This is a genomic window from Sphingomonas faeni (assembly GCF_040407565.1).
GTDB lineage: Bacteria > Pseudomonadota > Alphaproteobacteria > Sphingomonadales > Sphingomonadaceae > Sphingomonas > Sphingomonas faeni_F.
Map to the genome: position 1 here is coordinate 291,062 of NZ_JAPZPR010000007.1, position 24,986 is coordinate 316,047.

Below are 24,986 nucleotides of genomic sequence, written 5' to 3' on the forward strand. Positions count from 1 at the left end.
GCTCCTAGTCTTCCGTTTCGACCGGTGCGGGCTTGGCAGTGCCAGTTTCGGTTTTGGCAGCCTCGGCGACGTTCTTGCGCATCTGCTCGGAGACAGCACGACCATAACTGAGAATGAATTCGACCTGATCCGTCCCTGAGCGCTTTGCTGCCAAAGGCTTCAAAGCCGTGATCAGGTCGTCATACGTTTTCGCGTCGAGCGTCACGCCGCTAGCCGGAGATGGCGCCAGCAGTACGCCCGTGGAGACGCTTGCGGGCAACGTCCCAACAGCATTCGACGACGCCTGCTCAAAAAGGCGAAGTGCCGCAACGTCACCCGACGACTTCCAGTCCATGACGTGCCGGCGCGCACGGTACTCGGAAAGCGAGCTGTTCTCATCAAGCGTGGCGATGCTGAGCCGTCGCGACTCGAGTTCGACGTTCTGTCTCGCGGCAAAGGCGGACAACTCGGTCTTTAGGTCCTGCGTCAGTAAGAGCGTGCGAGTCGCAGTCGGCCTGACGGCGTCCGCTGCACATCCGGATAGAAGCATTATCAGCGAGACGCTTGCGAGAATCTTCATCTCACTTCGCCGCAATCGTGGCGGCGATGATCAGAGGTGAGAGCAGGCCGACGAAGTCCTTATCCGTGATCCCGACCTCGCTCGCCAGAGCCATCTGCGAAATCGCCGGTGCGATCAGGCCGCGCCAGTTCTCAGCCGTCTTTTCGGCCATGCTGATCCTGTACCCCCTGTTGAGATAGACGTGACGAAGGCGCGCCAGATTCGCCGGGATGCGTCCTTCACTCCATGCGAGGGAAACGCTGTTGAGTGCCTTAGTGGCGGCATCCCGTTGCGCTGCGTCGCGAACAGCGACGATTCCGTCATCCGTCGTCTCGACCTTCCCAACGAACTGCCTTGCCTCCGCAAGCAGCGCGAGTTCCGTAGCGCCACCAAGGACCTCTGCGTCCGCGATCGCGACCCGGTCCCTGGCCTGGCGAGCGGCCAGCTGCAGCATATCCACCTTCTGCCTCTGGGCAGCGAGGAGGATGAGCAGCGCGCTTACTCTATTATCAGGATTGTTCAGACGAAGTGCGTCCGCGAGGCCGGTGCCTGCCTCCACGACTTGAAGAATGGCCTGGACTCGCTTGGTCGTCACCGTGGCGGGCTCTGGGGCGGCGGCGGCATCGACCATAGTCGCGCCGTTCGCTGGCGGGGCGGCGGCATTCTTGGGCAACCCAGGGGTGGCTGCATTCGCCAACTCTGCCTTGAGCGCCTCATCGAGGAGGCTCGCTACCTTCTCAGAACCCAGCAGGCGCGCCAGTTCCGGCGCGTTCGCCAGCATCCGTCGCACGTCCGCCACGGCTTCCGTGAAGTCCTTCGAGGTGGCGTCCGTCTCTACATCGTCGATTTGCTTCTGCAGGAGGGAAAGCGACGGGGCAATGGATGCCGCCGCCTCCTCCGAGCGGGCGGCCTCAATGCGGACCTCGTTAGTTCGCCGAAGCAGGTCGGCGAGGATCGATCCTTCGGAGGCGGATATCGCTCTTCCGACCGGACCATTAGGGCCGAGGATGGCAAGTTCGGCGATTACGCCGCCTCTGCCGTCCGGCCCAACGCAGGCGTCCACAATCCGCCGATAGGCGTTGATCGGGTAACCCGCCAGACCGGCTACGCTGCGGATCCGTGCCGAAGGCAGGCCCCCGTGTCTGATCGACCCAACTACCTATGATGTCCTGGAAAGGTAGGATAATGATAGGGCCCCGATGGACGCCGATTGGAAACCCTGAGCCTAATAAGTGAGTCACATACTCAATGGTTTAGGTAAAACCTGCCGGGGTCCAACTTTCGGCGCCGGTGGACAGATTGGGCCAGTCTCGATCGAACGCCGGTCAGCTCGCCGCCAGTGGCTTCGCCAATCGGCCAGCCTCGCTTATCTGCACGAAGCTGAACGTCGCCGAGTTGTTGATTTATGATCGCGGCGACGACAGCGCTTACGGATCGCGCTTGCCTTCGGTAGAGGTGACATGAAACTGTCACCATTCTGTCGCTCCAAAGTCGCGGAGCGGTCTTAGGCGAGCCTAAAGTATGGCCTAGGGCGCACCAACATATGATCAGTATTTCGAAGGCTGGCTTGGCGGCCGGCGTCGCGGCAAGCGCGTTCTGCGCGGCGAGCGTGCAAGCGCAGAATGTGCCCGCTGCACCCGCGGACACGACCGCATCCGCGGACATCGTCGTCACCGGCACGCGCGCCGGCGAACGCAAGGCGATCGAGGAGAAGCGCAAGGCCGACAATTTCGTCGAGGCCATATATGCCAACGACGTCGGCAAGCTGCCCGACCAGAACGTCGCCGAGGCCGTACGCCGCATCCCCGGCCTGTCGATCGCCAACGACCAGGGCGAGGGTCGCTACGTTATCATCCGCGGGATCAATCCCGATCTGGTCAACGTGACCCTCAACGGCATGACACTGCCCGCGCCCGAGCCAGAGGGCCGGCAGGTCAAGCTCGACGACATCCCGTCCGCGCTGATCAATGCGGTGGTCGTCACCAAGTCGCTGACCGCGGACCAGGATGCCAACGCAATCGGCGGGTCGGTCGACGTGCGCACGCTGTCGGCGTTCGACCGCAACAAGCCGTATTTCGCCGACGCCCGGCTGGCCTATGGCTGGTCGAAGCTTAACGACGGCCACCCTTACGAGGGCGACATCCAGGTCGGCGGCCTTTTTGGCCCCGAACAGCAATTCGGTGCGGTCCTATCGGTCAACTACTCGAGACGACCGATCGAATCGGAGAACTTCCAGGGCGCGATTAATTATCGCGCGCCGGTCGCCGCAAACGGATCCGTCGTGCCCGACCAATATGGCCTGCGCGACTACAACTTGACACGGACCCGGAAAGGCGCGGTGCTCAACCTTGACTGGCGGCCAAGTGACACGACCAAGTTCTTCCTGCGCGGGACCTACTCGGCGTTCGACGACAACGAGACGCGCGACCAGTTCATCATCGACAACGAGTCCGCTTTTACCAACCAGACCGCCACGACCGGGACCTTTCGCGGTCGCGGCAGCGTGCGCGTGCGACGGCGCGAAGAGTCGGACAACACCAAGTCGGTGCAGGGCGGCGGCGAGTTCGACCTAGGGCCGGGTCATCTCGCAATCACCGGGGGCTATGCGCGCGCGGAGAAGCGCGATCCGCTGCGGTCGGAGTATAATTTCCGGACCGGGGGTACGGCGCTGACGGTGAATTACGACGTGTCCGACACGCCGTATGATTTCGTGCCGACCAACAGCGTGGCGCAGACTGCCTATTCGCTTAACAGCGTGAATTACGATCGTCGCCTCGCGATCGAGCGGCTGGCCCAGGGGCGGCTCGACTACACGATCCCGCTTGGCTTTGGCAGTAGCGGGTCGTCGATCAAGATCGGCGCGAAATATCTCGATCGGCACAAGACTAACAATCGCGACTATGTCACCTATGGCCTGACGTCGGGCCGTACCTTTACGCTGGCCAATGTGTCCTATCTTGGCGATACAAGCTTCTACGGCAGCGACTATACGTTCGGGCCTCGCATCGATTACGATCGCGCACAGGCGTTGCTGGCCGCCAATCCCAGCACGATCACGCTGAATACCGGGGGTTCGATCAACAACAGCCTCGCCAATGACTACGATGTGAAGGAGCGGATCATCGCCGGATACGCAATGGCCACGCTCAAGTTCGAAAAGCTGACGCTGGTTCCCGGCGTCCGCGTCGAACAGACCCGTGATCGAAGCCAGGCCAAATTGATCACCGCGACCTCATCGATCAATTCAGGGTTCAACAGCATCGGGTCGAAGCAGTATACGGACGTCTTCCCCGGGCTCAACGCCCGCTACGACCTGACCGACGAGCTGGTCGTGCGGGCCGCGGCGACGACCTCGATCGGTCGTCCCAATTACGCGCAGCTCGCGCCATTCGTGTCGGTCGACCAGACGACGTCGCCAATTTCGGTTGCGCAGGGCAATCCGAACCTCAAACCCTACAAGGCGCTCAATTTCGACGGCGCGATCGAATATTATCTTCCGGGCGAGGGCCTGTTGTCGCTCGGCGGCTTCTACAAGAAGCTGGACAACCCGATCTATCAACAGGCGATGCTCGGTCAGACCGGCATATTCGCGGGTCAGTCGCTGACCAACGCCACCGTTTCGACCGCGCTCAACATCGACAAGGCGAAGGTCTACGGCGTGGAGGTCAATCTCCAGACGCGGTTCACCTTCCTTCCTTCGCCGCTCGATGGCTTCGGCGTCAGCGCCAATTTCACGCGGATCTGGGGTGACGGGAACGGCACGATCCTCGGCGCGCCATCGCGGGTCGGCGACATCCCGCTGTTCCTGCAATCCAAGCATGTCGGCACCGCGCAGGTCTTCTACGAGAAATACGGTTTCGCGGTCCGCGCCGCCTTTTCCTATCGCTCGGCCTATCTCGATACGTTGGGCGCGACCGCGGCGCTCGATCAATACACCGATAACAATGGCCAGCTCGACGTGAATGCGAGCTATCAGGTGACGCCCGAGCTGACGTTCTTCGCCAGCGCGACCAACCTGACCGATGCGCCCTGGCGTCGCTATATCGGCACCAAGGCGCAGCTGGTCGAGCGCGAGCGGTACGACATGTCGGTGCGCTGGGGCGCACAGCTGCACTTCTAGGAATGGCCATGCGATCGATCCCCCTACTGTCCGTCGCCGTCGCGATCGGTCTGGCTTCCAGCGGAACGGTCGCGCGCGGCCAGTCGCGTATTTCCGCTGGCCTGCGTGTCGACCGGGTCGTGATGCTGATGCGTCACGGCGTCCGCCCACCGACCAAGTCGCCGCCGATGCCCACGGGAACGGCTGCGAACGCATGGCCCGAATGGCCCGTGAAGCCGGGCTATCTGACGCAGCACGGCGCCGACGCGCTGCGCCGCCTGGCCGCTGCCGATCGCGCGGATTTCGTGACGACCGGCGTGATGCCTCGCCAGGGGTGCGCCAGGATCAGGATGGTCGCCGACAGCGATCAACGGACGATCGCGACCGCCGACGTCTGGGGCGCGGCGGTCGCGCCCGGTTGCCCGGTGGACATCACGCACCGGCCGCAGGATGTCGGCGATCCGATCTTCTCGCCGATCGATGAAAAAGCGGTCGCGTTCGACGCCGCCGCTGCCCGCGCCGCGGTGATCGCGGACGCGGGACCCGGTGGCGTGGCTGGCGAAGAGCATCGTCTGCGTCCCGTGCTGGCGCGGCTCGATCGGATCCTGTGCGGGTCGGTGCGCAAGGCGTGCGGTGTCGCTGGCGAGCCCTCTGCGCTCGCGCCGATCAAGCCCGGCAGCCGGCCAAAGCTCAGCGGCGCGCTCGACCGCGCGTCGACCGTGGCGCAGATCCTGCTGCTCGAATATGCCGACGGCAAGCCGATGGCCGAAATTGGCTGGGGACGTGCCACGGCCGCCGACATCGCCCAAGCATCCGAGTTTCACGCGGTCGAGTTCCGCCTGCTCGCACGCCCACGCTACGTCGCGGCCGCCAACATGGCAGGGATCGGGCCGCTGGTGCGCGACGCGCTGGGCGACGCTTCCGTCGATGCGCCCACGATTACGGTGCTCTCCGGCCATGACACCAACGTCGCCAGCCTCGCCGGTCTGCTCGACCTCCATTGGCGCGTGCCGGGGCTCGCCGTCGACGACCCTTCCCCCGGTGGTGCGATCATGTTCGAGCGGCTGATCGACCCCGCCGGGCAGCGCTACGTCCGCGCGGTCTATCGCTCGCAGACGCTCGACCAAATCCGCGGACTAACGACGTTCGGATCCGCCATAAAGCCCTATCGCACCGTTATGCCGATTGCGACCTGTTCTGCGCGTGGCATCCGTGGGCTGTGCACGATGGCGGCGTTCAAAGCCTTGATGACCGCCCGCCTCGTCGGAAAACAGCAATAGCGATCGCGCTCGAGTTCTGCGAATGCCCTTTTGTAAATCCTATCGGCGTCCTTTAGGGTTGCGGCCGGCAAATGCCCTGATCCCCCATCATATCGTTGCAATGTCACGGCCTGTGGATCGGTGCCGAAAGCGGGACCCCGCTCTAGGCAAGGTAACCAGCTGTGATCTTTTGGAAAGTTTGGGTTGTGACGGGGTTCCGATCGGCGCCGATCGGGACCCCGCCTCTGTTAAAATACGACGGCTTTTTTCAAGGTCTTGGTCGAAATTCAACGGTGGCCCACTTTCGGCGCCGATTCACAGGTAGGCGATCAAAGTAGCCAGCGCTGTATCGACTAGGAACGATGGGTGAAACGACATCGGCGTTCGCGATACTCGATCGATTCCGCCTCGGCCGTCTCGCTTGCCGTTCTTTTTCAAGAAAGCAAATCTACAGCACGATCCTTTGCTGATCCGCGCGTGCATATTCGCGGTTCAGAAAATGGACGGCGTTGTCGAGCGCCTCGTCCGCCTCAGCCATTTGCCCGGCAAAGCTGTGCCAGACGTGGAACATGCCAGGCCAGACTTCTAGAGTCACGCGCACCCGCTGCTCGGCCAAGCGCTCAGCCAGCGCGATCCCACCGCTCAACATTACCTCGTTCTCCCCCATTTGAATAAGGATCGGGGAAAGTCCGCGGACATCCGCATGTACAGGAGAGGCATCCGGATGGGTTGCAAGCTCACCGGCAAGAAACAGGCGCGCGAGGCGATCGAGGAACTCGACACTGCACAATGGGTCTAGGCCATCCCGGGTACGTGCGGAAGGACCAGCATGCGCCAGATCCGCCCAAGGCGAGATCGCGACGCCTGCGACGGGCATCGGCACGCCCGCATCACGAGCCTTGCGCATGATCGTCACGACAAGCGCCCCGCCCGCTGAATCACCGGATACTGCGATTTGCGAGGGGTTATGTCCCATCTCGAACAGCGCACGATAGGCGCGAAACGTATCGTCTATGGGCGTCGGGAAGGGAAACTCAGGTGCCTGCCGGTAGTCGGGCACATAAACCTGCGCGCGCAACTTCTTTGCATAGTGGCCGGCCAACCCTCGATAGGCCCGGGGGGCGCCATGCACATAACCCCCTCCATGCATGTAAAAGAGTGCGCGTCCGTCCTCGACCACGTCGGGTGTCACGAGCATCGCTGGGACGCCGTCCATTTCCACCGTCTCGAAGCGCACGCCATCAGGCGAGGGAAGAAGCGCTTCCAGCCCGTTAAAATAGCCGTCGCGAGCTTCCTGCAAACTGAGCGTGCCGTCGCCTTGCACCGCTCTGACAACGTCGGTTGCGGCGTCCTGCCACGATGCAAGGAGCGTAAGTACATTGGACGATAGTGTCATTGCAGTCTCCAGGCTTTCTTTTCTACTTTCCCCCATATAGCTGCGCTATTAGCGAATGTGCTTCCCGTAACTGGTGCTGACGGGGATCGTTAAAGGAACGCTTGTGAAGGAATTAGCCGATATCGGAATTCTGCGGGCGTTCGTCGCCGTCGCTGACACCGCGTCGTTCCATGAGGGTGCAAGACGCATCGGCCTGACCCGTTCGGCTGCCGGCAAATCGATCGCACGGCTTGAGGAGATACTGGGCGCGCGCCTGCTACACCGAACTACGCGTCGCGTCGGGCTGACCGCGGACGGGCAGAGCTTTTACGAAAAGGCCGGACAAATCCTTGCTGATCTCGAAGATGCACAAAACAGCGTTCAGCTAGGCGGTGCTCGCCCGCGTGGTGTGCTGCGCGTGACAGCGACCGAGGCGTTCGGGCGGCAGATCATCCTGCCCATCCTCGGCGCGTATCTTGAGCGATGGCCGGACCTTTCGGCCGAAGCTAGTTTCACCGACCGCGTCGTAGATGTTGTCGAAGACGGATTCGACATCGCCATCCGCTTCGGCACGGCGTCGGTATCTTCCGAACTTATCTCACGCGTCATCGCCCGCTCGTTTGGGCAACTCTGCGCATCGCCCAGCTATCTCGCACGTCATGACAAATGCCTCGTGATCGAGGATCTCGCGGCTCACCGGCAGCTTTTGTCCGGTACACGGGAAAATCCACGTGTTTGGGTCCTACAGGCCGGATACGAACCTATCATCAGAATCCCGGCACGGCCTGTGCTACTTTCGGATAGTGCCGGCGCGCTCCGGGATGCTGCCCTTGCGGGATTAGGTGTTGCCTGCCTGCCACGCTTCTTAATCGAACGTGACATCGAGAACGGCGCACTCGAGCTTCTGCTGCCAGATTATGCCACGCCCGAGATCCCAATTGCAGTCCTATACCCAAGCCGACGGCATTTATCGCCAAAGGTAAGGCTTTTCATCGAGTTGCTTGTTGAACGTCTTGCAAACCCGATGAGTGATGAAGAGGGGCGTATCCGGGCGGTGGACATCTGATTGGGAACGCTGGTGAAGCCATTCCTTTAGCGTGTGAGCATCAGAGGCGGGATAAGATCTTATGTCTCGCAATTACATGCCATAATTGGATCCGTTGAGAGAAGTCGTCTCGCTTGTCCGTCGTCGTGCCCGCATCATCATTGACGCCGGGACCTGGCGGTCGGCTGTACGTGAACGACTGTCCTCACTTCGTTGAGAAGGTCCATTGCTCCCCTGTCACGCAGTTGTTCACGCGGATCGGTAGCGGCAGGCCGCGGTCGATCTCAGGCAACCGCGCACTAAAAACGTGTTGCTCCTCATCGATGAATACGACCAGGTAGTCGCGTCCTTCGCCTACGTATCCAGAATGCTTGGTCTCGTCCAGAAAGGTCGCAGTGATTGCGTAAAGTCTACCTCGACCCCAGTGGGATTTAACGGCCTTTACCGGAAGGGGGAAAAATGATCGTCTTCCCAATTAGCACGGTCGAAGGCCGCGCGAACTTCTGCCTCTGGAACCCCCCAAGCGAACGATCGCTTCCACGTCATCGGGTTCGTAATACCCGGCCGAAAGCGGCATATGGAGAATAATGCTCGTCTGTGTGCGTTATTCCCGCGTTGAACTACCACTCGCTGCGATCTTGTCCATTACATCTGCGTGCAAGCCTTTAGACTTTGCTGTATTGGATGTAGTATAACCTTGGACATTTTCTACTGAGCCGCACGAATCCAATAGCGCGCCGACGCTGTAGCCTGCGAACCAAGCGCGTACTGCTTCGTAATTCTGCATTGGCCAAGGGCAGTCGAACGGCGTGCCATCCAGAGAGCGCCCCGCTCGTATTCCTTGCGCATGAGCAATTGCGACGGGATCGATAAAATATTTCATTCAGTCACGTTTGCAAAAAAGGCCAATGAAATCAACGCTAAGATTAACATCAATGCCAACTGCAGCCTACCTAGATTTCGCAACCGAGAAGTGTCTTGCGGCCAGGGATAAAACGTCTTTCCTCCTGCGGAGACTATCGCTGCATTGAGCAAAACATCGTAACGCTAAAGGCGGCATAGATTTCGAAGTTTCCGCGATGCAGACTCTTCCATCCCGGCCCATGCTAACGATCCCCAGAACGCGATTGCGACTGCAGCGGTGCTCGCACGGTATCAGTTTTGCGGCAAAACCAGATCTCACTCGAAGCTCCCCAACTGTTAACATGACAACCGCGACCACGGCATGCAGAAGCAAACGATATATCACTTCGCAGCGATAATCTGGACCAGCGGTGCGGCGTCCTGCCCGGTCGGCAGCTTGCCCGATGCGGTGAGCCGCCGGGTCTTGTCGTCCCAGCGTAGCACCGCCTTGCGCCCGCCCTTGGTCCGATAGTCGTTGGTCACGCCGTCATCGTCGTACAGCGCGAAGCTTGCGTCGGCGCCGGGAAAGACGCGGATGCTCTCGAGCGCCTGCGCGGTCGCCGTGCTCGGCACCTGGACGCCCATCGGGATGATCGACCCGGCGCGCACGAACAGCGGGATCTTGTCGATCGGAGCACTCGCGGTGACGGTCTGGCCGCCGGCGAAGCGCTGGTTGGTCCAATAGTCATACCAGTCGGCTCCGGCGGGCAGATAGACCGGGCGGCTGGTCTTGCCCTGTTCGGTAACGGGGGCGACCAGGAAGGCGGGGCCGAACATATATTCGTCGCCCATGTCGGCGACGTTGGGGTCGTTCGGGAAATCCATGAACAGCGCGCGCATCATCGGCGCATTGCTCTCATACGTGTGGCGCCCGAGCGAATAGATGTACGGCATGAGCGAGTAGCGCAGCTTCAGGAAGTTCGCGAGGACGGGCTCGGCCGCGGTGCCGTACTGCCAGATCGCGGTGGCCGGGCGCTGGCCGTGGATCCGCAATGTCGGCGTGAACACGCTGTATCCGAACCAGCGCGTGAACAGCTCGGGATAATCCGCGTAGTCGGGCGCCATTGCGGTCGCGCCCGCGGGATCGAGCAGCACCGGACGCGTCGCCTTGGGTCCGTTGGGCCACTGCCACCCGCCGATGTCGCTGCCCCAATAGGCCATGCCGCTGGCGGTGAAGCCGAGCCCGGCGGGGATCTGGCGGTGCAGAGCCTCCCAGGTCGACTTGATGTCCGACGACCAGAACAGCCCGCCGTTGCGCTGCGCACCGAGATAGGCCGCGCGCGACAGGATCAGGTTGCGCATCGTGGGGCGATCCTTCGCCGACCCGTCCGCCACGCTCATCGTGTGGAGCAGCGGGAAGACGTTGTGATAACGGTCCCCCGAACCGATCGAATAGAAGCTGCCGTCGGGCACGAGGTCTGGTTCGGTCTCGTCGAGCCAGAACCAGTCGAAGCCCTGGCTGGCGATGTTGTCGCGGATCCGGTCCCAGAACCAGTGGCGCGCATCGGGGTTGGTGCTGTCGAGCAGAGCGCCCGCGCGGTCGGAGCGGATCGGCAGGCCGTCGACGACGTTGCCGTCCTTGTCCTTGAGCAGCCAGCCCTTGCTCGACAGCAGGTCGAAGTACCGCGATTCCTTCTCGAACCGCGGCCAGACGCTGATGATCGAATGCATCCCCATCGACTTCAGCTTGTCGTTCATGCCCCTGGGATCGGGGAAATAGGTCCGGTCGATGTCGAGCTGGCCCATGCGCGACCAGTAGAACCAGTCGAGCACCATGATGTCGAGCGGCAGGCCGCGGCTGCGATACCCGTTGGCGACGTCGAGCAGTTCCTTCTCGGTCTCGTAGCGCGCCTTGCTCTGGATGAGGCCGAACGCAGCCTTCGGCGGCAACGGCGTGGTGCCGGTCAGCGTGGCGTAGCCGGCATATATCTCGTCGGTAGTGACGCCGGTGATGACGAAGAACGAGACGCGCTCGCCGACTTCCGACTGCCAGTGCGTCGCGCTGTGCAGGCCGGGGGAAACGACGGTCGAGGACGGATTGTCCCAGACGATGCCGTAGCCCTTGTTGGTGACCATGAACGGCACGCAGACCGTCTCGCCCGCCGGCGCATCGTAATTGTGGCGGCAGTCGATCGTGCGACCGCGCAGGTCGAGCTTGCCTTCCTGGTTCTGGCCCAGGCCGTAATAATGCTCGTCGGCAGGCGAGGCGAAGCTCGCGCCGACGCGGAACGTCTTCTCGCCATTGACGGTGTGCGGTGCCATTTCCCAGCCGGTCATCTGCGTTAGCATGGTGCCGTCGGGCTTGCGGATCGTCACCGACACCGGCGGCAGCGACGGCGCGAAATAGCGCTCCATCTGCGTCGGCGCCTTGGGCCAGGGCTTCGCGTCGACCGACAGCGACAGCGCGGACGAGGTGAAGACGTCGGCGCCTGCGTCGTTACGATGCGTCCAGCCGGCAGCATCGGGCTTTGCATTGGGACCATCGCCGGGGGGCGCGTCGACCTGTCCGCGGTCGGTCGCGATCGTCACGCGGATGATGTTGGGGGCATAGGCTTCGACGGAGACGAGGCTGCCGTTGCGATCGACCGTCGCGATCGGTGCGGCAAGGGCGGTGGTGCCGAGCGTCGCTAACGACGCTCCCATCATTAGCGGAACGATCAGACGAAGGGGTGAGCGGGGCAGGGGCCGGCGAAGGGCCTTGGAGGACCGAAAGGGCAGGCGTGCTTTGAAAGTATGCATCGGATGGTGTCCAACTTTGACTTTGCTACGTCAGGGTCCGGCAATCCGATCGTTCATATTACCGTTTTACGGATTGCGTAGCGTGCGGTGCTAGCGCTAGCACAAACGAAGTTCAATAATTGTGTATGGGAGCGGTGCTATGCAGAAAGCCAAGGGTGGAGGAGTGCTATCCATAGCGTTGGCACTTGGTGCTACGTTCTGCGCCATCTCTGCCTTCGCAAACCCCTCCACTAGCCCAATCCCGCACGTCGTAACCAAGAACGGACGCCATGCGCTGCTGGTGGACGGCGCGCCTTTCCTCATGCTCGGAGCGCAGGTAAACAACAGCAGCAACTATGCATCGCAGCTGCCGAAAGTATGGCCGATGCTGGACCGTTTGCACGCGAATACGGTAGAGGTGCCCATCGCTTGGCAGCAGGTAGAACCGATCGAGGGTCGTTTCGATTTCTCGTTCCTGCAGACTTTGCTCGACCAGGCGCGTGCGCATGACAAGCGGGTCGTGTTGCTGTGGTTTGGTACTTGGAAGAACACCGGCCCGGGGTACACTCCCGACTGGTTCAAGCTCGACGATCGGCGGTTCCCCCGTATGAAGACGCGCGACGGTAAGGTCCACGGTGTCCATTCGCCGATGTTCAGCGCTACGATGGAGGCTGACAAGCGGGCGTTTGTCGCGATGATGACGTATCTGAAAAAGCATGACCCTCTGAACACCGTCATTCTAATTCAGCCCGAGAACGAGACAGGCAGCTACGGCTCGCCAAGGGATTTCGGGGCGGAGGCGAACAGACTTTTCAATATGGCCGTCCCCACCGAATTGACACGTGCGTTGCGCAAACCCGCGGGCACATGGTCCGCAGTGTTTGGCACGCAGGCGGACCGTGCGTTCAATACATGGCATACTGCACGCTTCGTTGGAGAGATCGCCGCCGCCGGCAAGGCAGTGAAGCCTCTCCCGATGTACGTGAACGCGAGCTTAGCAGATCCGACCAAGGTACCGGCGGTTAGCGATGTGGCCAGCGGCGGCCCGCAGCAGGACACGCTTGACATTTGGAAGGTTGCCGCGCCCGCGGTCGATTTCGCTGCGCCCGACATCTACGATCGCGACGAGAACCATGTCGCCTTGTATCTCGATGGCTTCGTGCGCCCGGACAACGCGCTTATGGTGCCGGAGATTGGCAACGCCGCAGAATATGCGCGCTTCCTCTATGCCGCACTAGGACGCGGTGCGATCGGCTTCTCGCCTTTCGGTATGGATGACACGGGCTATCTAAATTATCCGCTGGGGGCAAAGCTCTTGGATGCCCCGACGGTTGGTGCGTTCGCCAACAAATACGCGTTGTTCGCGGCCATGGGACGCGACTGGCCACGCATCGCCTTCGAGCGTCCGACTTGGGGCACGGCGAGACCTGACGACGGATCGAGCCGGTCAAAGGTGATGGGTGAATGGTCGGTCACTGCCAGTTACGGCGAATGGCAGATGGGGTTGAAGGAATGGACTTGGATCAAGACCGAGGCGCCGTCCTGGGCGACGCAACCGGTCGGTGGCGCGGTTGTGGCGCAGTTGTCGTCCGACGAGTTTCTGGTAGCCGGCGACCATGTCCGCATGACCTTCTCGCCGCGCGCGGGTGCGGCGGCTGGCGGCATCGTTCTACGCGTCGAAGAAGGGCGCTTCCAGAACGGTGAATGGCTGATGGACCGGGTATGGAATGGCGACCAGACCGATTATGGTCTGAATTTTACGGACAGGCCGGTGTGGCTCAAGGTCAAGATGGGTCGCTATCGCTAAACGTGCGCGGAGGACGTTTCAGCTAGTCAGTCCAACTTTACTCACCCCATTACCGTCGAACGTCAAACCCCCCCTGCTTAAGCGCGTTCAGATCCGACTGCTTGAACAGTGACGCGTCACCTGGCAGCGAGTGCTTCAAACCCGCCAGCGCCAGTCCGGTCTCTGCTGCGCCGCGGGCGTCTTCACCGCCGCGTAGTGCGTGGAGAACACCGGCAGCGAACGCGTCGCCAGTACCGATCCGATCGACGATGCCAGTGATTTGCATTTTGTTTGTCTCCACCTCTTTATCGCGCAGGTCGATCCGTGCGGAAACGCAGTGGTGATTGACATCGATGACTTCGCGCCGCGTGGACGCGAGTAAGGTTAGCTTGGGGAACGCGGCGAACGCTGCCTCTGCTGCGACGCGTTCGGGCATCGATGCGAAGCGTTCGTCGAGCAGGAGGGCGATGTCACGACGGTTGCCGAACACGACATCCGCCAGTGCCACTAGCTCAAGCAACGTCTCACGCGGTCGACTGTCCCAGGTCGCCCACAACCGTTCGCGGTAGTTTCCGTCGAACGAGATGGGAATGCCGCGCGATGTCGCGGCCTCCGCCGTCTGCAGCGCCAGTGCGCGGCCTCCACAGCCTAGAGCGGGGGTAATGCCCGATAGGTGCAATCTGTCAGCGCCCGCGAGCAACGTCTCCCAGTCCCAGCTTTCGGGCGGCGCCTTAACGAACGCCGAGTGTCCGCGGTCGTAAATGACGTCGGTGGCGCGCATTCCTGCGCCGCTTGTCACGAAGTACAACGGCATGCGTCCAGGCCGTCGCTGAATGCCTCGTGTGTCGACGCCATGACCGCGCAGCGTTCGCACCGCTGCATCTCCAAGCGCATCGTCAGGTACAGCGCTCACCATCGAAGTTTCATGGCCGAGCAACGCCAACGCGGTCGCTACATTTGCTTCCGCGCCAGCGACCCATGTCTCGAACCGCGGTGTTTGGAGCAGCAGTTCGCGACCCGGCGGCGACATTCGGAGCATGATCTCTCCGAATGCGACGAAACGTCCCATCAACTCCTACTCCTACCAGCCGATTGGATCCTCAGGCTCAATGTCGTCATGTCAGGATCGTATCTTTAGATCTGGCACGAGCAATTGAATGATCAGCAGCGCGAACAGGTACACGCTGCCGGCGACTAGGAATATCGGCCAATAGCTGTCGAAGCGTTCGAGCACGAATCCGGTGTATTTCGCCATCAGCATGCCGCCGACTGCCCCCGCCGCGCCGCCGATGCCGATCACAGATCCCATCGCGCTCTGCGGAACCATGTCGGACGGCAGCGTGAACAGGTTCGCCGACCACGCCTGATGCGCCGCGGCCGCCAGCCCGATGATCGCGACCGCTGCCCATAGGCTGTCGACATATTGCGCGGCGAACACCGGCATCACTGCGATTGCGCAGATCAGCATCGTGATCTTCCGCGAGCGATTGACGGTAAGGCCCGCGCGCATCATCCGCGATGACAGCCATCCGCCCGCGACGCTGCCCAGATCAGACAGCACATAGATGACGACCAACGGCGGTCCGAAGGTGCGCAGATCTAGCCCGTGGCGGCGGTGCAGAAAATCTGGCAGCCAGAATAGGAAGAGCCACCAGACCGGATCGGTCAGGAACTTCGCGATCGCGAACGCCCAGGTCTCTCGCATGCCCGCGACACGGCGCCAGCCGAGCTTTGCCGGCGGTGCGATCGACACGCTCTGATCGCGCACGACGCGGTGCGGCAGGCGATAGAAGAACAGCCACGCGAACAGCCAGACGAAGCTGACCACGCCGGTGATGATGAACGCCGCGCGCCACCCGAACGCCAGCGTGATCGCCGGCACGACGAGCGGCGTCACGATCGCCCCTATGTTGGAGCCGGCATTGAAGATGCCGGTCGCCAGCGCGCGCTCTTCAGGCGGAAACCATTCCGCGACCGCCTTCAACCCTGCAGGAAAATTTCCGGACTCGCCGATCCCCAGCAGGAACCGGACCATGCCGAACCCCATCACGCCGTGGACGAAGCCGTGAAGGATGTGCGCGATCGTCCATATCGTGAACGCGCAGGCATAGCCGATCCGTGCGCCCAGCCGGTCGATGACCGCGCCGAAGCCGATATAGCCAATCGCATAGGCGGCCTGGAACCAGAACACGATGTCGGCGTAGGAACCCTCGCTCCAACCGAATTCGGTCTGAAGCGTCGGCTTCAACAGCCCGATCATCTGCCGGTCGACATAGTTGATGCCCGTGGCCACGAACAGCAGCCCGCAGATCACCCAGCGATAGCGCGATGCCGCGAGCGGCCGTTTAGCAGTCTCTTCCATCAACCTCTCCCGATACCGCCCGACATTCCGGGTCGACGCTTCGTCCTATAATATCGCGCGCACCGCGCGTTCGTCGTCCATCTTCGCGTGCGCTTGCGCGACCGCGCCGCGAAACACCACGTCGCGGGCCAGCCTATCGGGAAACACGCCGCTGCGTTGGATCAGCGCGTTGACGTCGTCCGCTAGCGGACGAAGGGTCGCGGATAGCGGATCCACCAGAGGCGGAGCCGGCGGGCGCGGCAATGCGAGAAAGCGGCACCACGCTGCGATCGGTATCGCCAGCCTGTCGACTGGCCGATCAGCGGTGCGTGCGTCCGCGATCGTCGCGATCAGGCGGAACGGCAGCTTCTGCGAGCCGTCCCAGGCGATCTGCGACAGAAGATGCCGGACGGCCGAATTGCGGAACCGCGCGAGGATCGCGTCGATGTAGCGCGGAACATCGAGTCCGGCGGTGGGGTTCAGGCTCGGCGCAATATCCTCGCGCATGATCCGTTCGACGAACCCGGCGAGATCCTCGTCCGCCATCGCGTCGGCGACGGTCTCGTGCCCGAGCAGCAAACCGATGTACGCCAAGCTGGAATGCGCGCCGTTCAGCAGCCGCAGCTTCGCATCCTCGAACGCCGCGACCGAGGCGACGATCTGCGCGCCTGCACTGGCGAAGGGCGGCGCTTGACCGTGAAAGTCGTCTTCGATCACCCACTGGGTGAACGTCTCGCGCTGAATCGGCCATGCATCGTCGAGGCCGGTCGCGGCGGCAACGCGCGTGCGCAGCGCGTCGTCGGTCGCGGGCGTGATCGAATCCACCATCGAGGAGGGAAAGCGCACCGTATCGGCGATCCAACGCGCCAGATCGGGCTCCGCGATCGTCGCGAAGTCACCGACCGCGCGTGCCAGCCGCTCGCCGTTTGCCGCCAAATTGTCACACGACAGGATCGTCAGCCCCCCGGCGTTCGCCGCACGTCGCCGCGACAGTCCGTCTACCAGCCGTCCGATAAGGCTCGTTGGTCCAGCCCCTGACAGATCGTTGCGGATCGCCGGGTGGTCTACGTCCAGCCCGCCTTCCGCGGTGAGACAATATCCCTTCTCGGTCACCGTCGCCGTCACCAGGCGTGTGGATGGGGCGGCGAGGCGGTTCGCGATCGCATCGCCGTCGCAGCGTGTCAGGAATTCGGAGATCGCACCGATGACTCGGTACCGTGTGTCTTCGCCGAGCAGCGCCAGCGTGTAGAGCCCGTCCTGCGGCGTCAGTGCGTCGGCGACGTCGGTGGAGTTGAGCGCGACCGCGCTGATCGCCCAACGGGGATCGTCCGCCAGGATCGCATCCACATAGGCGGCCTGATGGGCACGGTGGAACGCGCCGGGACCGAAATGGACGATGCCCGGGACCAGGTCCGTGCGGTCGTAGCTCGGGAGTGCGACATTGGCCGATGCGCGACGTAGCGTTGCGGTCGATAGCCTGGGGCGTTCGCTCACAGCGTCACGCCGCGTTTCCAAAGCGCAATCTCGCGCTCATCATTGGTTTCGTTGCGCGCAGGCTCGCCCGACGCGATCGCGCAGATCCGGTCGAGCAGCGCCTCGGTGGTCGCCTCGATGCCCTGATCGATCACGCTGCCGGCATCGAAATCGATCCAGCCGGGCTTGCGAGTCGCGAGGCCGTGATTCGTCGCAAGTTTCATCGTCGGCACCGGGCTGCCGAGCGGTGTGCCGCGTCCCGTCGAGAACAGGGTGAGGGTCGCACCTGCGGCTGCGAGCGCGGTGGTCGAAACGGCGTCGTTTCCCGGCGCCTCGAGAATGGTCAGTCCGGGACGGCGCACCCGGTCCCCGTACCGCAGTACGTCGGTGACGATCGCCCGGCCGCCCTTCTGCACCGCCCCTAACGACTTCTCCTCCAGCGTGGTGATCCCGCCTTCGACGTTGCCGGGACTCGGATTTTCCGAGATTGGCTCGCCGTGATCGAGGAAGTACCGCTTGAAATCATTTACGACCGTGACGATCCCCTCGAATACGTCGCGGGTCGCCGCGCGCGCCATCAACAGCCGTTCCGCCCCGAACATCTCCGGGATCTCGGTCAGGATCGCGGCGCCGCCTGATGCGGTCACGGCATCCGCGGCACGGCCGATCAGCGGGTTCGCGGTCAGCCCGCTGAAACCGTCCGACCCGCCGCATTTGAGACCGAGGCGCAGCGCATCGAGTCCCACGGTCGTGCGCCGGTCAAGGCGTGCGCGCGCGACGAGCGCGTCGATCGCTTCGCCGGCGGCATTCATTTCGTCGAGGCTCGTCTGCGCGCCGACGGTGCGGATGCGATCATGATAGTGCTCCGGGATGCGCGCCAGCAGTGGCGCAAGCTGGTTCTCCTCGCAGCCTAGGCCCAGCAGCAGCACGCCGCCCGCATTGGGGTGGCTGGCGAGCGATGCGATCACCCGCGCGGTGCCGTCCAGATCGTCGCCCAGTTGAGAGCAGCCGAACGGATGCGCAAAGGCGAATACCCCGTCGACGACGCCGGCGTGGCGAACCGCCGCGCGCTGCGCGGCGCGCTGTGCGGTTCGTCCGACGCAACCGACGGTCGGCAAGACCCAGATCTCGTTGCGCGTGCCAACCGCGCCGTCCGCCCGCACATAGCCTTCAAACGTTCGTTGCGGCGCGCCGGCGATGCGCGCTGAATGGAAGGGCCTATCCGGTGCCGAGGGAGCATAGCGATAGGGTTCCTCGCCCGACAGTTTGGTGACCAGATTCTGGCTGTGGACATGGTACCCCGCCATGATGTCGACGGTGGCCCGCCCGATAGTCCATCCATAGCGGCGGACATCTTCGCCGGCGGCGATCGCGGTCAGCGCGATCTTGTGACCCACGCCGATCGCTTCGGCGACGTACACCGACAGCGCGTCGACCAGAATGGTCTCGCCCACGGAGAACGGCCGCAGCGCGATCGCGACCTGATCGGCGGGATGGACCCGGACCGCGTCGGGCAGAGCCGGATCAGGTCGGAGGTTTGCGGATTTTGCCATGGTCATTGCAACCCGCCTAGCATCTGTGCCATCGCTGGCACAAGCCCGATGTCGCTCCTCATGCGAGACCTCCCGATGACCCCACTCCGCCTCGACCCCAACCGTCTTTTTCCTGTCGATCCGCGCACCCGCGCGCTCACGCGCGAACTCTACGCGGTGGCCGCGCCGCTGCCGATCGTAAGCCCGCACGGCCATACCGATCCCGCGTGGTTCGCCACCGACGCGCCGTGGACCGATGCGACCGAACTGCTGGTTGCACCTGATCATTATCTGTACCGGATGCTCTACAGCCAGGGCGTATCGATGGAGTCCCTGGGCGTGCCCGCGCATGGCCGGCCTGGTACCGCAGACCCACGCGCGGCGTGGTCGGTGTTTGCATCGAACCAGCATCTGTTCCGTGGCACGCCGTCGCGGTTGTGGCTCGATCACGTCTTCGCCGAGGTGTTCGGGTTCGACGTCAGGTTGGATGCGAAAACTGCCGATCTGTATTTCGACCGGATCGGCGAACTGCTCGCGACCCCCGCGTTTCGTCCCCGCGCGCTCTACGATCGGTTCGGCATCGAACTGCTCGCGACGACCGAGGGCGCGGACGACGATCTCGCGCATCACAAGGCGATCCGCGCGTCGGGTTGGCACGGTCGCGTCGTCACGGCCTATCGTCCCGACGCGGTAATCGACGCGGAGCATGAGCAGTTCCGCCCCGCGCTGGCGAAGTTCGCCGCCTTAACCGGCGAAGACGTGGCGACATGGCGGGGATATCTCGCCGCGCATGCGAAACGACGGCAGGACTTCATCGCGATGGGCGCGACCTCGACCGATCACGGTCACCCCACCGCCCTTACCGCGAACCTGTCACCCGCGGAAGCCGAGGCGCTTTTTCAACGTGTCATGGGTACTGGAAGCGCGTCCGCTGCCGATGCGGAGATGTTTCGCGCGCAGATGCTGACCGAGATGGCCCGCATGAGCCTTGCCGACGGTCTGGTGATGCAGATCCATCCCGGTTCGTGCCGCAATCACAATCGCGCGCTGCATCGCGCGTTCGGGCGCGACAAGGGCGCGGACATCCCGACGCGTACCGACTATGTCGGCGCGCTGCGTCCGCTGCTGGATGCGTTCGGCAACGAACCCGGCCTGTCGATCATCCTCTTCACGCTCGATGAGACCAGCTATGCGCGCGAGCTTGCGCCGCTGGCGGGTCACTATCCCTGTCTGACGCTGGGCCCGCCCTGGTGGTTCCATGACAGTCCGGAGGGGATGCGCCGCTTCCGAGCGATGACGACCGAGACCGCGGGCTTCTACAACACGGCGGGCTTCAACGACGACACGCGCGCGTTTCTGTCGATCCCGGCACGGCACGACGTCGCACGAAGGATCGACTGCGGTTATCTGGCGGGTCTCGTCGCCGAAGGGCAGATCGCCGACTGGGAAGCGGCCGAGCTTGCGGTCGACCTCGCCTACAACCTCGCGCGAAAGGCATACAAGCTGGACGTCGAGGATGTCCCGTCGCCGCGCCAGCGGCCGGCTTAAGCGGGTGCGGGTCCGGTCGATTGCCGCTCGATCAGCGAAAGCGCGATGCGGTGGTCCGGAAGACGGGTGATGCTGCGGTCCGCGATCATCCCGATCAGCCGCTCGGTCGCGTCGTGCGCCATCGCCAGCAGCGGGCGGCGGATGGTCGTGAGGGCAGGCGATACCATCGATGCGATGTCGCTGTCGTCGAACCCCGCAATCGACAGGTCGCGAGGCACCGCAAGGCCGCGCTCGTGCGCCGCCTTGATGGCCGAGGCGGCCATGATGTCGTTGCAGGCGAAGATCGCGGTCGGCGGGTCCGCCTGATCGAGCAGCGCCCCCGCCGCGGCATAGCCGCTCGCGAAGCCGTAATCGCCCTCGCGGACATAGCGGTTGGGTAGGGACATGTCGTGTGCTTCCAGGGCGCCCCTAAAACCCTGTTCGCGCTCGTTCGCGGAATGGAAGGCGAGCGGCCCGGTCACGATCGCGATGCGCGTGTGCCCCAGTCCGATGAGATGCTCCGCCAGCACGCCGGCGGCGATCCGTTCCTCGCTGACCAGTGCACCCGGATATCCCGGCACACGGACCGAGGCGATGCCGATCGCGGGCACTCCCCGTTTCGTGAGCGCAAGCGCGATCGAAGATGCTTCCGAGATCGGTGGCAGGACGATCAGCCCGTCGATCCGGGAGCGGCGGGCGAAGTCCTCGATATTGCGGGTCAGGTCCGGATCGCCGAATTTTGCCGGGTGGACGACGAGTTCGTATCCTTGAGCAGCGCACACGTCGACGATCCCGCGCTGAAAGACGCCGATGACATGTGCGTTGGGATCGTCCTGGACGACGCCGATCAGCGACGAGCGCCCCGAGGCGAGCGCGCGCGCGCGGCTGCTGGGACTGAAGCCCATCTCCTCGATCGTCGCTTGGATTTTCTCGCGCGCGGCTGCGCCCACTTTCGGAGAATTGTTGAGGACGCGCGAGACCGTGCGGATCGACACCCCGGCGGCCTGTGCGACATCGGTGATCGTAATCGATCGATAGTCGCTCATGCCTCGTAACTCTCCCTGTCGACCGGATGGCTGCTGATCGCACGACTATAGACAAGATCGCGGTGCGTACCATCCATGCCACCGCTGGCATAAATCATTGACAGTCATCATTCAGCTGGTGAAAGACTTGGCGAAACCAGCGACCGATCGACGCCGTCGGAACGCTCAGAGGAGAGACCCGATGATCGCACGACCGTTTCGAGCAACGATTCTGGCCGGTGCGGCGATCTTCGCCCTTGCGACGATGGCACAGGCGCAACCCGCGGTGAAATCCGACGCCGTCCGGCAGGGGGCTACCGAAACGGATCGGTTGATGCTGTCCGGGCATGGCCCCGACGATGCGGTCTTCTGGGACTTCACCATCGATGGCGACCGACGCGCCGGCGAGAAGGCCAGGATCCCCGTCCCCTCCAACTGGCAGCAGCACGGCTTCGGTGCGTACCAGTACGGCGACGAAAATCCCGGCAGGCGGAAGAACCATGGCTTCTACCGACGGCATTTCACCGTGCCCGCGAACTGGGCCGATCGCCGCGTTCGTCTGGTCTTCGACGGCGTGATGACCGATACGCGCGTCACCGTGAACGGCGTCCAGGCGGGGCCGGTCCATCAGGGCGGTTTCTACCGGTTCTCGTTCGACGTCACGAAGCTCGTCAAGATCGGTGGCGACAACGTCGTTGAGGTAGACGTCGCCGAGGCGTCCGCCAACGTGGACACCAACAAGGCCGAACGCTTCACCGATTACTGGGTGTTCGGCGGCATCTTCCGTCCGGTCTGGCTCGAGGCGACGCCCGCGCAGGCGATCGAGCACAGCGCGATCGATGGCCGCGCGACCGGCGATCTCACGGTCGACGTGACGCTCGCGGCCCCGCGCGAGGTGACCCGCGTGGAAGCGCAGGTGCTGGATTCCGGCGGGCGTCCGGTCGGCATGCCCTTCAGTACGCCGATCCCGCCCGGCGGCGCTGGCCGCGTCCGCCTGGCGACGCGTGTCGCCGGCCCCAAGCTGTGGACCGCCGAGACGCCCAACCTCTACGGCCTCGCGCTGACGCTGTATCAAGGCGATGCAGTCATTCATCGTACACGGGAACGCTTTGGCTTCCGCACGTTCGAGGTGCGGCCCGGCCAGGGGCTCTATCTCAACGGTCAGCGCATCCTGTTGAAGGGCGTCAACCGACACAGTTTTCGCCCCGACACTGCGCGCACTCTGACGCGCAAGGACAATTACGACGACGTCCGCATGATCCAGTCGATGAACATGAATGCGGTCAGGATGTCGCATTACCCGCCCGACGAATCCTTCCTGGAGGCCGCAGACGAACTCGGGCTCTACGTCATCGACGAACTCAGCGGTTGGCAGCACGCGCACGACACCGAGGTGGGGCGCCGGTTGGTACGCGAGATGATCGAACGCGACGTCAACCATCCCAGCATCATCCTGTGGGACAACGGCAACGAAGGTGGTTGGAACCGCGAACTCGACGGCGATTTCGCCCTTTACGATCCGCAGGGGCGCAAGGTCATGCACCCGTGGGAGCTGCACGACGGCGTCGATACGAAGCATTACCCGCTATACGCCGACGTCGTCAGGCGGCTTGCCACGCCCAACCTGCTGATGCCGACCGAATTCATGCACGGTCTGTTCGACGGCGGGGCCGGGTCCGGGCTCGACGACTATTGGCGGGCGATCGCGGGATCGCCCAAGGGAGCGGGCGGCTTCATCTGGGTGTACGCCGACGAAGGCATTGCGCGCACCGACCAGAAGGGACGGATCGACAATTTCGGCACCAACGCGCCCGACGGCATCCTCGGTGCGCGGCACGAGAAGGAACCGAGCTATTACACCGTTCGCGATATCTGGTCGCCGGTGCAGATCGCCGCGCCCAGGCTGGATGCCACGTTCGACGGGCGGCTCAGCGTCACCAACGGATATGACTTCACGCCGCTGAGTGCGGTGCAGTTCCAGTGGAAGCTGATCCGCTTCGCCACACCAGCCGATGCCGCGATCACGCCGCGCGTGCTGCATCAGGGCATGGCGACGGCATCGATCCCGCCGCACGCCACGGGCGAGCTGCCGGTGGCCTTGCCGAGCGACTGGCGTGAGGCCGACGCCTTGTCGATCACCGCACGAAACGGAACCTCCGAGCTCTGGACGTGGGTCTGGCCGATCCAGGGCGGCGCAGCACCGACACCCAAGCTGGCTGCGGGCCGCTCGGCGAGCATGCCGCAAGCGGTCCGCAACGGCGACACGATCGATCTGTCCGCCGGCGATGTCGTCGCGAGGTTCGATACGACGACCGGGCTGCTTCGCGATATTTCCCGTGGCGGGCAACGGCTGGCGCTCGCCAATGGTCCGCGGCTCGTCGCGATCGGCCCAAAGACGAAGGACGAGCCGGTCTGGACGCCGCTTGTCGGCGACGGCACGCTCTATCGCCCGGCAAGACCGACGATGACGAACCTCATCGAGGTGAAACTGCCCGACGGTCGCAGCGACGCCTGGGCTGGCTTCACGCTCGAGGCGTCCGCGGATGGCGTGACGTGGAGGACGATCTACGCGGGCGAGCGCGGGACACGCGACCCCGATCGCTTCGCCTTGCCGCCAGGACCCATCGCGGCGATCCGCATCACCAATGTGCACGGATCGAGCGGCAAGCCGTTTTCGGTCGCTTCCGTGAGGCTCGGCTACGAGGCTTCGCGCTTTGCGCGCGCCGCCGCGCCGTCGCTCGCGCTGACGTCGGGCACCGGCCGCGATGTTGCAACAGGGCAGGCGCAGGCTTGGGTCGAGGCGGACGGGGCGGGCGGTCTCGACCGCGCGCGCTGGACGCTTGCTGCGGACGGCACGCTCGCGCTCGACTATCGCTACACGCTGGCGGGACGCTTCCTCTATCATGGCGTAGGCTTCGACCATCCGCTCGCCGACGTGGCGCGCGTACGCGGGTTGATCGACGGACCGACGCCCGTCTGGCAGAACCGCTTGCGCGGGACGACGCTCGGCGTGCACGATATCGCCGTACGCAATGATCCAATGCTGCCGACGCCCGATCGTGCCGGCTATTTCTCGGGATTGCGCTGGGTGCGCTTCGACACGCCAAGGGGCGAATGGGCGGTGTCCAGTGCGACGCCTGCGTTTCTGCGCGTCGGCATGCGGCGCGACGACTTTCCAAACACGACGGTGGATTTCCCCGCAGGCGACATTTCCGTCCTGAATGCCATTCCCGCGATGGGGTCGAAGTTCATTACGCCCGAGGACTCGGGTCCAAGCGGCGAACCTGCTGTTGCGAGCGGCAGCTATTCGGGGCGACTGACATTCTCATTTGCCCCCGCGAACCGCACTCGCAAATAGCCGCACT

At 63.5% G+C, this 24,986-nt stretch carries 16 protein-coding genes; 6 read left to right on the forward strand and 10 right to left on the reverse strand.

Going from position 1 to position 24,986, the window contains the following annotated elements; translation table 11 throughout:
- Positions 1-4: 4 nt before the first annotated feature.
- On the reverse strand, positions 5-559 hold the full coding sequence (locus tag O6Y00_RS16190; RefSeq protein ID WP_353443619.1) for a hypothetical protein: 555 nt from the start codon (positions 557-559) through the stop codon (positions 5-7).
- Between the two features lies 1 nt (position 560).
- Complete coding sequence (locus tag O6Y00_RS16195) at positions 561-1,601, reverse strand: hypothetical protein (protein WP_353443620.1); 1,041 nt, start codon at positions 1,599-1,601, stop codon at positions 561-563.
- A 480-nt stretch (positions 1,602-2,081) separates the two neighbouring features.
- Between O6Y00_RS16195 and O6Y00_RS16200 the strand changes: the two genes are divergently transcribed.
- Positions 2,082-4,658 (forward strand): TonB-dependent receptor, encoded by a 2,577-nt coding sequence (locus O6Y00_RS16200; protein WP_353443622.1) that lies wholly within the window; start codon positions 2,082-2,084, stop codon positions 4,656-4,658.
- A gap of 8 nt (positions 4,659-4,666) precedes the next feature.
- Positions 4,667-5,917, forward strand: coding sequence for a histidine-type phosphatase (locus O6Y00_RS16205; RefSeq protein ID WP_353443623.1), 1,251 nt, complete (start codon positions 4,667-4,669; stop codon positions 5,915-5,917).
- A 427-nt stretch (positions 5,918-6,344) separates the two neighbouring features.
- On the opposite strand, the gene O6Y00_RS16210 is transcribed toward O6Y00_RS16205, so the two are convergent.
- Complete coding sequence (locus tag O6Y00_RS16210; protein ID WP_353443624.1) at positions 6,345-7,292, reverse strand: alpha/beta hydrolase; 948 nt, start codon at positions 7,290-7,292, stop codon at positions 6,345-6,347.
- 73 nt (positions 7,293-7,365) lie between these two features.
- Between O6Y00_RS16210 and O6Y00_RS16215 the strand changes: the two genes are divergently transcribed.
- Positions 7,366-8,337, forward strand: a complete 972-nt coding sequence (locus O6Y00_RS16215) for a LysR family transcriptional regulator (RefSeq protein WP_353443625.1) — start codon at positions 7,366-7,368, stop codon at positions 8,335-8,337.
- Between the two features lie 583 nt (positions 8,338-8,920).
- Here O6Y00_RS16215 and O6Y00_RS16220 read toward each other — a convergent pair.
- Positions 8,921-9,199, reverse strand: a complete 279-nt coding sequence (locus O6Y00_RS16220; RefSeq protein WP_353443626.1) for a hypothetical protein — start codon at positions 9,197-9,199, stop codon at positions 8,921-8,923.
- 362 nt (positions 9,200-9,561) lie between these two features.
- Complete coding sequence (locus O6Y00_RS16225; RefSeq protein ID WP_353443628.1) at positions 9,562-11,862, reverse strand: glycoside hydrolase family 31 protein; 2,301 nt, start codon at positions 11,860-11,862, stop codon at positions 9,562-9,564.
- A gap of 235 nt (positions 11,863-12,097) precedes the next feature.
- On the opposite strand from O6Y00_RS16225, the gene O6Y00_RS16230 reads away from it, so the two are divergent.
- On the forward strand, positions 12,098-13,744 hold the full coding sequence (locus O6Y00_RS16230; RefSeq protein ID WP_353443629.1) for a DUF5597 domain-containing protein: 1,647 nt from the start codon (positions 12,098-12,100) through the stop codon (positions 13,742-13,744).
- Between the two features lie 49 nt (positions 13,745-13,793).
- On the opposite strand, the gene O6Y00_RS16235 is transcribed toward O6Y00_RS16230, so the two are convergent.
- The 4 genes from O6Y00_RS16235 to O6Y00_RS16250 are packed head-to-tail and all read right to left on the reverse strand — an operon-like array spanning position 13,794 to position 19,096.
- The gene (locus O6Y00_RS16235; RefSeq protein WP_353443631.1) at positions 13,794-14,792 is read right to left on the reverse strand and encodes a sugar kinase; all 999 of its coding nucleotides are present in this window, start codon (positions 14,790-14,792) and stop codon (positions 13,794-13,796) included.
- A gap of 51 nt (positions 14,793-14,843) precedes the next feature.
- A complete protein-coding gene (locus O6Y00_RS16240) occupies positions 14,844-16,085 on the reverse strand; it encodes an MFS transporter (protein WP_353443632.1) in 1,242 nt (413 codons plus the stop codon).
- 45 nt (positions 16,086-16,130) lie between these two features.
- Positions 16,131-17,558 (reverse strand): mannitol dehydrogenase family protein, encoded by a 1,428-nt coding sequence (locus O6Y00_RS16245; protein ID WP_353443633.1) that lies wholly within the window; start codon positions 17,556-17,558, stop codon positions 16,131-16,133.
- Complete coding sequence (locus O6Y00_RS16250) at positions 17,555-19,096, reverse strand: UxaA family hydrolase (protein ID WP_353443635.1); 1,542 nt, start codon at positions 19,094-19,096, stop codon at positions 17,555-17,557. The genes O6Y00_RS16245 and O6Y00_RS16250 overlap by 4 nt, the downstream gene beginning before the upstream one ends.
- A 69-nt stretch (positions 19,097-19,165) precedes the next feature.
- On the opposite strand from O6Y00_RS16250, the gene uxaC reads away from it, so the two are divergent.
- Positions 19,166-20,617: a glucuronate isomerase gene (gene uxaC / locus O6Y00_RS16255; RefSeq protein ID WP_353443637.1), complete on the forward strand. Its 1,452-nt coding sequence runs from the start codon at positions 19,166-19,168 to the stop codon at positions 20,615-20,617.
- Here uxaC and O6Y00_RS16260 read toward each other — a convergent pair.
- On the reverse strand, positions 20,614-21,642 hold the full coding sequence (locus tag O6Y00_RS16260; protein ID WP_353443638.1) for a LacI family DNA-binding transcriptional regulator: 1,029 nt from the start codon (positions 21,640-21,642) through the stop codon (positions 20,614-20,616). The genes uxaC and O6Y00_RS16260 overlap by 4 nt on opposite strands.
- A 181-nt stretch (positions 21,643-21,823) precedes the next feature.
- On the opposite strand from O6Y00_RS16260, the gene O6Y00_RS16265 reads away from it, so the two are divergent.
- Positions 21,824-24,979, forward strand: a complete 3,156-nt coding sequence (locus O6Y00_RS16265; protein WP_353443640.1) for a glycoside hydrolase family 2 protein — start codon at positions 21,824-21,826, stop codon at positions 24,977-24,979.
- Positions 24,980-24,986 lie beyond the last annotated feature (7 nt).

Excerpts from the sequence above, each read along its gene's own strand:
- O6Y00_RS16190 (WP_353443619.1), bottom strand. The coding sequence starts at position 559 with ATGAAGATTCTCGCAAGCGTCTCGCTGATAATGCTTCTATCCGGATGT.
- O6Y00_RS16200 (WP_353443622.1), top strand. The coding sequence starts at position 2,082 with ATGATCAGTATTTCGAAGGCTGGCTTGGCGGCCGGCGTCGCGGCAAGC.
- O6Y00_RS16205 (WP_353443623.1), top strand. The coding sequence starts at position 4,667 with ATGCGATCGATCCCCCTACTGTCCGTCGCCGTCGCGATCGGTCTGGCT.
- O6Y00_RS16210 (WP_353443624.1), bottom strand. The coding sequence starts at position 7,292 with ATGACACTATCGTCCAATGTACTTACGCTCCTTGCATCGTGGCAGGAC.
- O6Y00_RS16220 (WP_353443626.1), bottom strand. The coding sequence starts at position 9,199 with ATGAAATATTTTATCGATCCCGTCGCAATTGCTCATGCGCAAGGAATA.
- O6Y00_RS16225 (WP_353443628.1), bottom strand. The coding sequence starts at position 11,862 with ATGGGAGCGTCGTTAGCGACGCTCGGCACCACCGCCCTTGCCGCACCG.
- O6Y00_RS16230 (WP_353443629.1), top strand. The coding sequence starts at position 12,098 with ATGCAGAAAGCCAAGGGTGGAGGAGTGCTATCCATAGCGTTGGCACTT.
- O6Y00_RS16235 (WP_353443631.1), bottom strand. The coding sequence starts at position 14,792 with ATGGGACGTTTCGTCGCATTCGGAGAGATCATGCTCCGAATGTCGCCG.
- O6Y00_RS16240 (WP_353443632.1), bottom strand. The coding sequence starts at position 16,085 with ATGGAAGAGACTGCTAAACGGCCGCTCGCGGCATCGCGCTATCGCTGG.
- O6Y00_RS16250 (WP_353443635.1), bottom strand. The coding sequence starts at position 19,096 with ATGACCATGGCAAAATCCGCAAACCTCCGACCTGATCCGGCTCTGCCC.
- uxaC (WP_353443637.1), top strand. The coding sequence starts at position 19,166 with ATGACCCCACTCCGCCTCGACCCCAACCGTCTTTTTCCTGTCGATCCG.
- O6Y00_RS16260 (WP_353443638.1), bottom strand. The coding sequence starts at position 21,642 with ATGAGCGACTATCGATCGATTACGATCACCGATGTCGCACAGGCCGCC.
- O6Y00_RS16265 (WP_353443640.1), top strand. The coding sequence starts at position 21,824 with ATGATCGCACGACCGTTTCGAGCAACGATTCTGGCCGGTGCGGCGATC.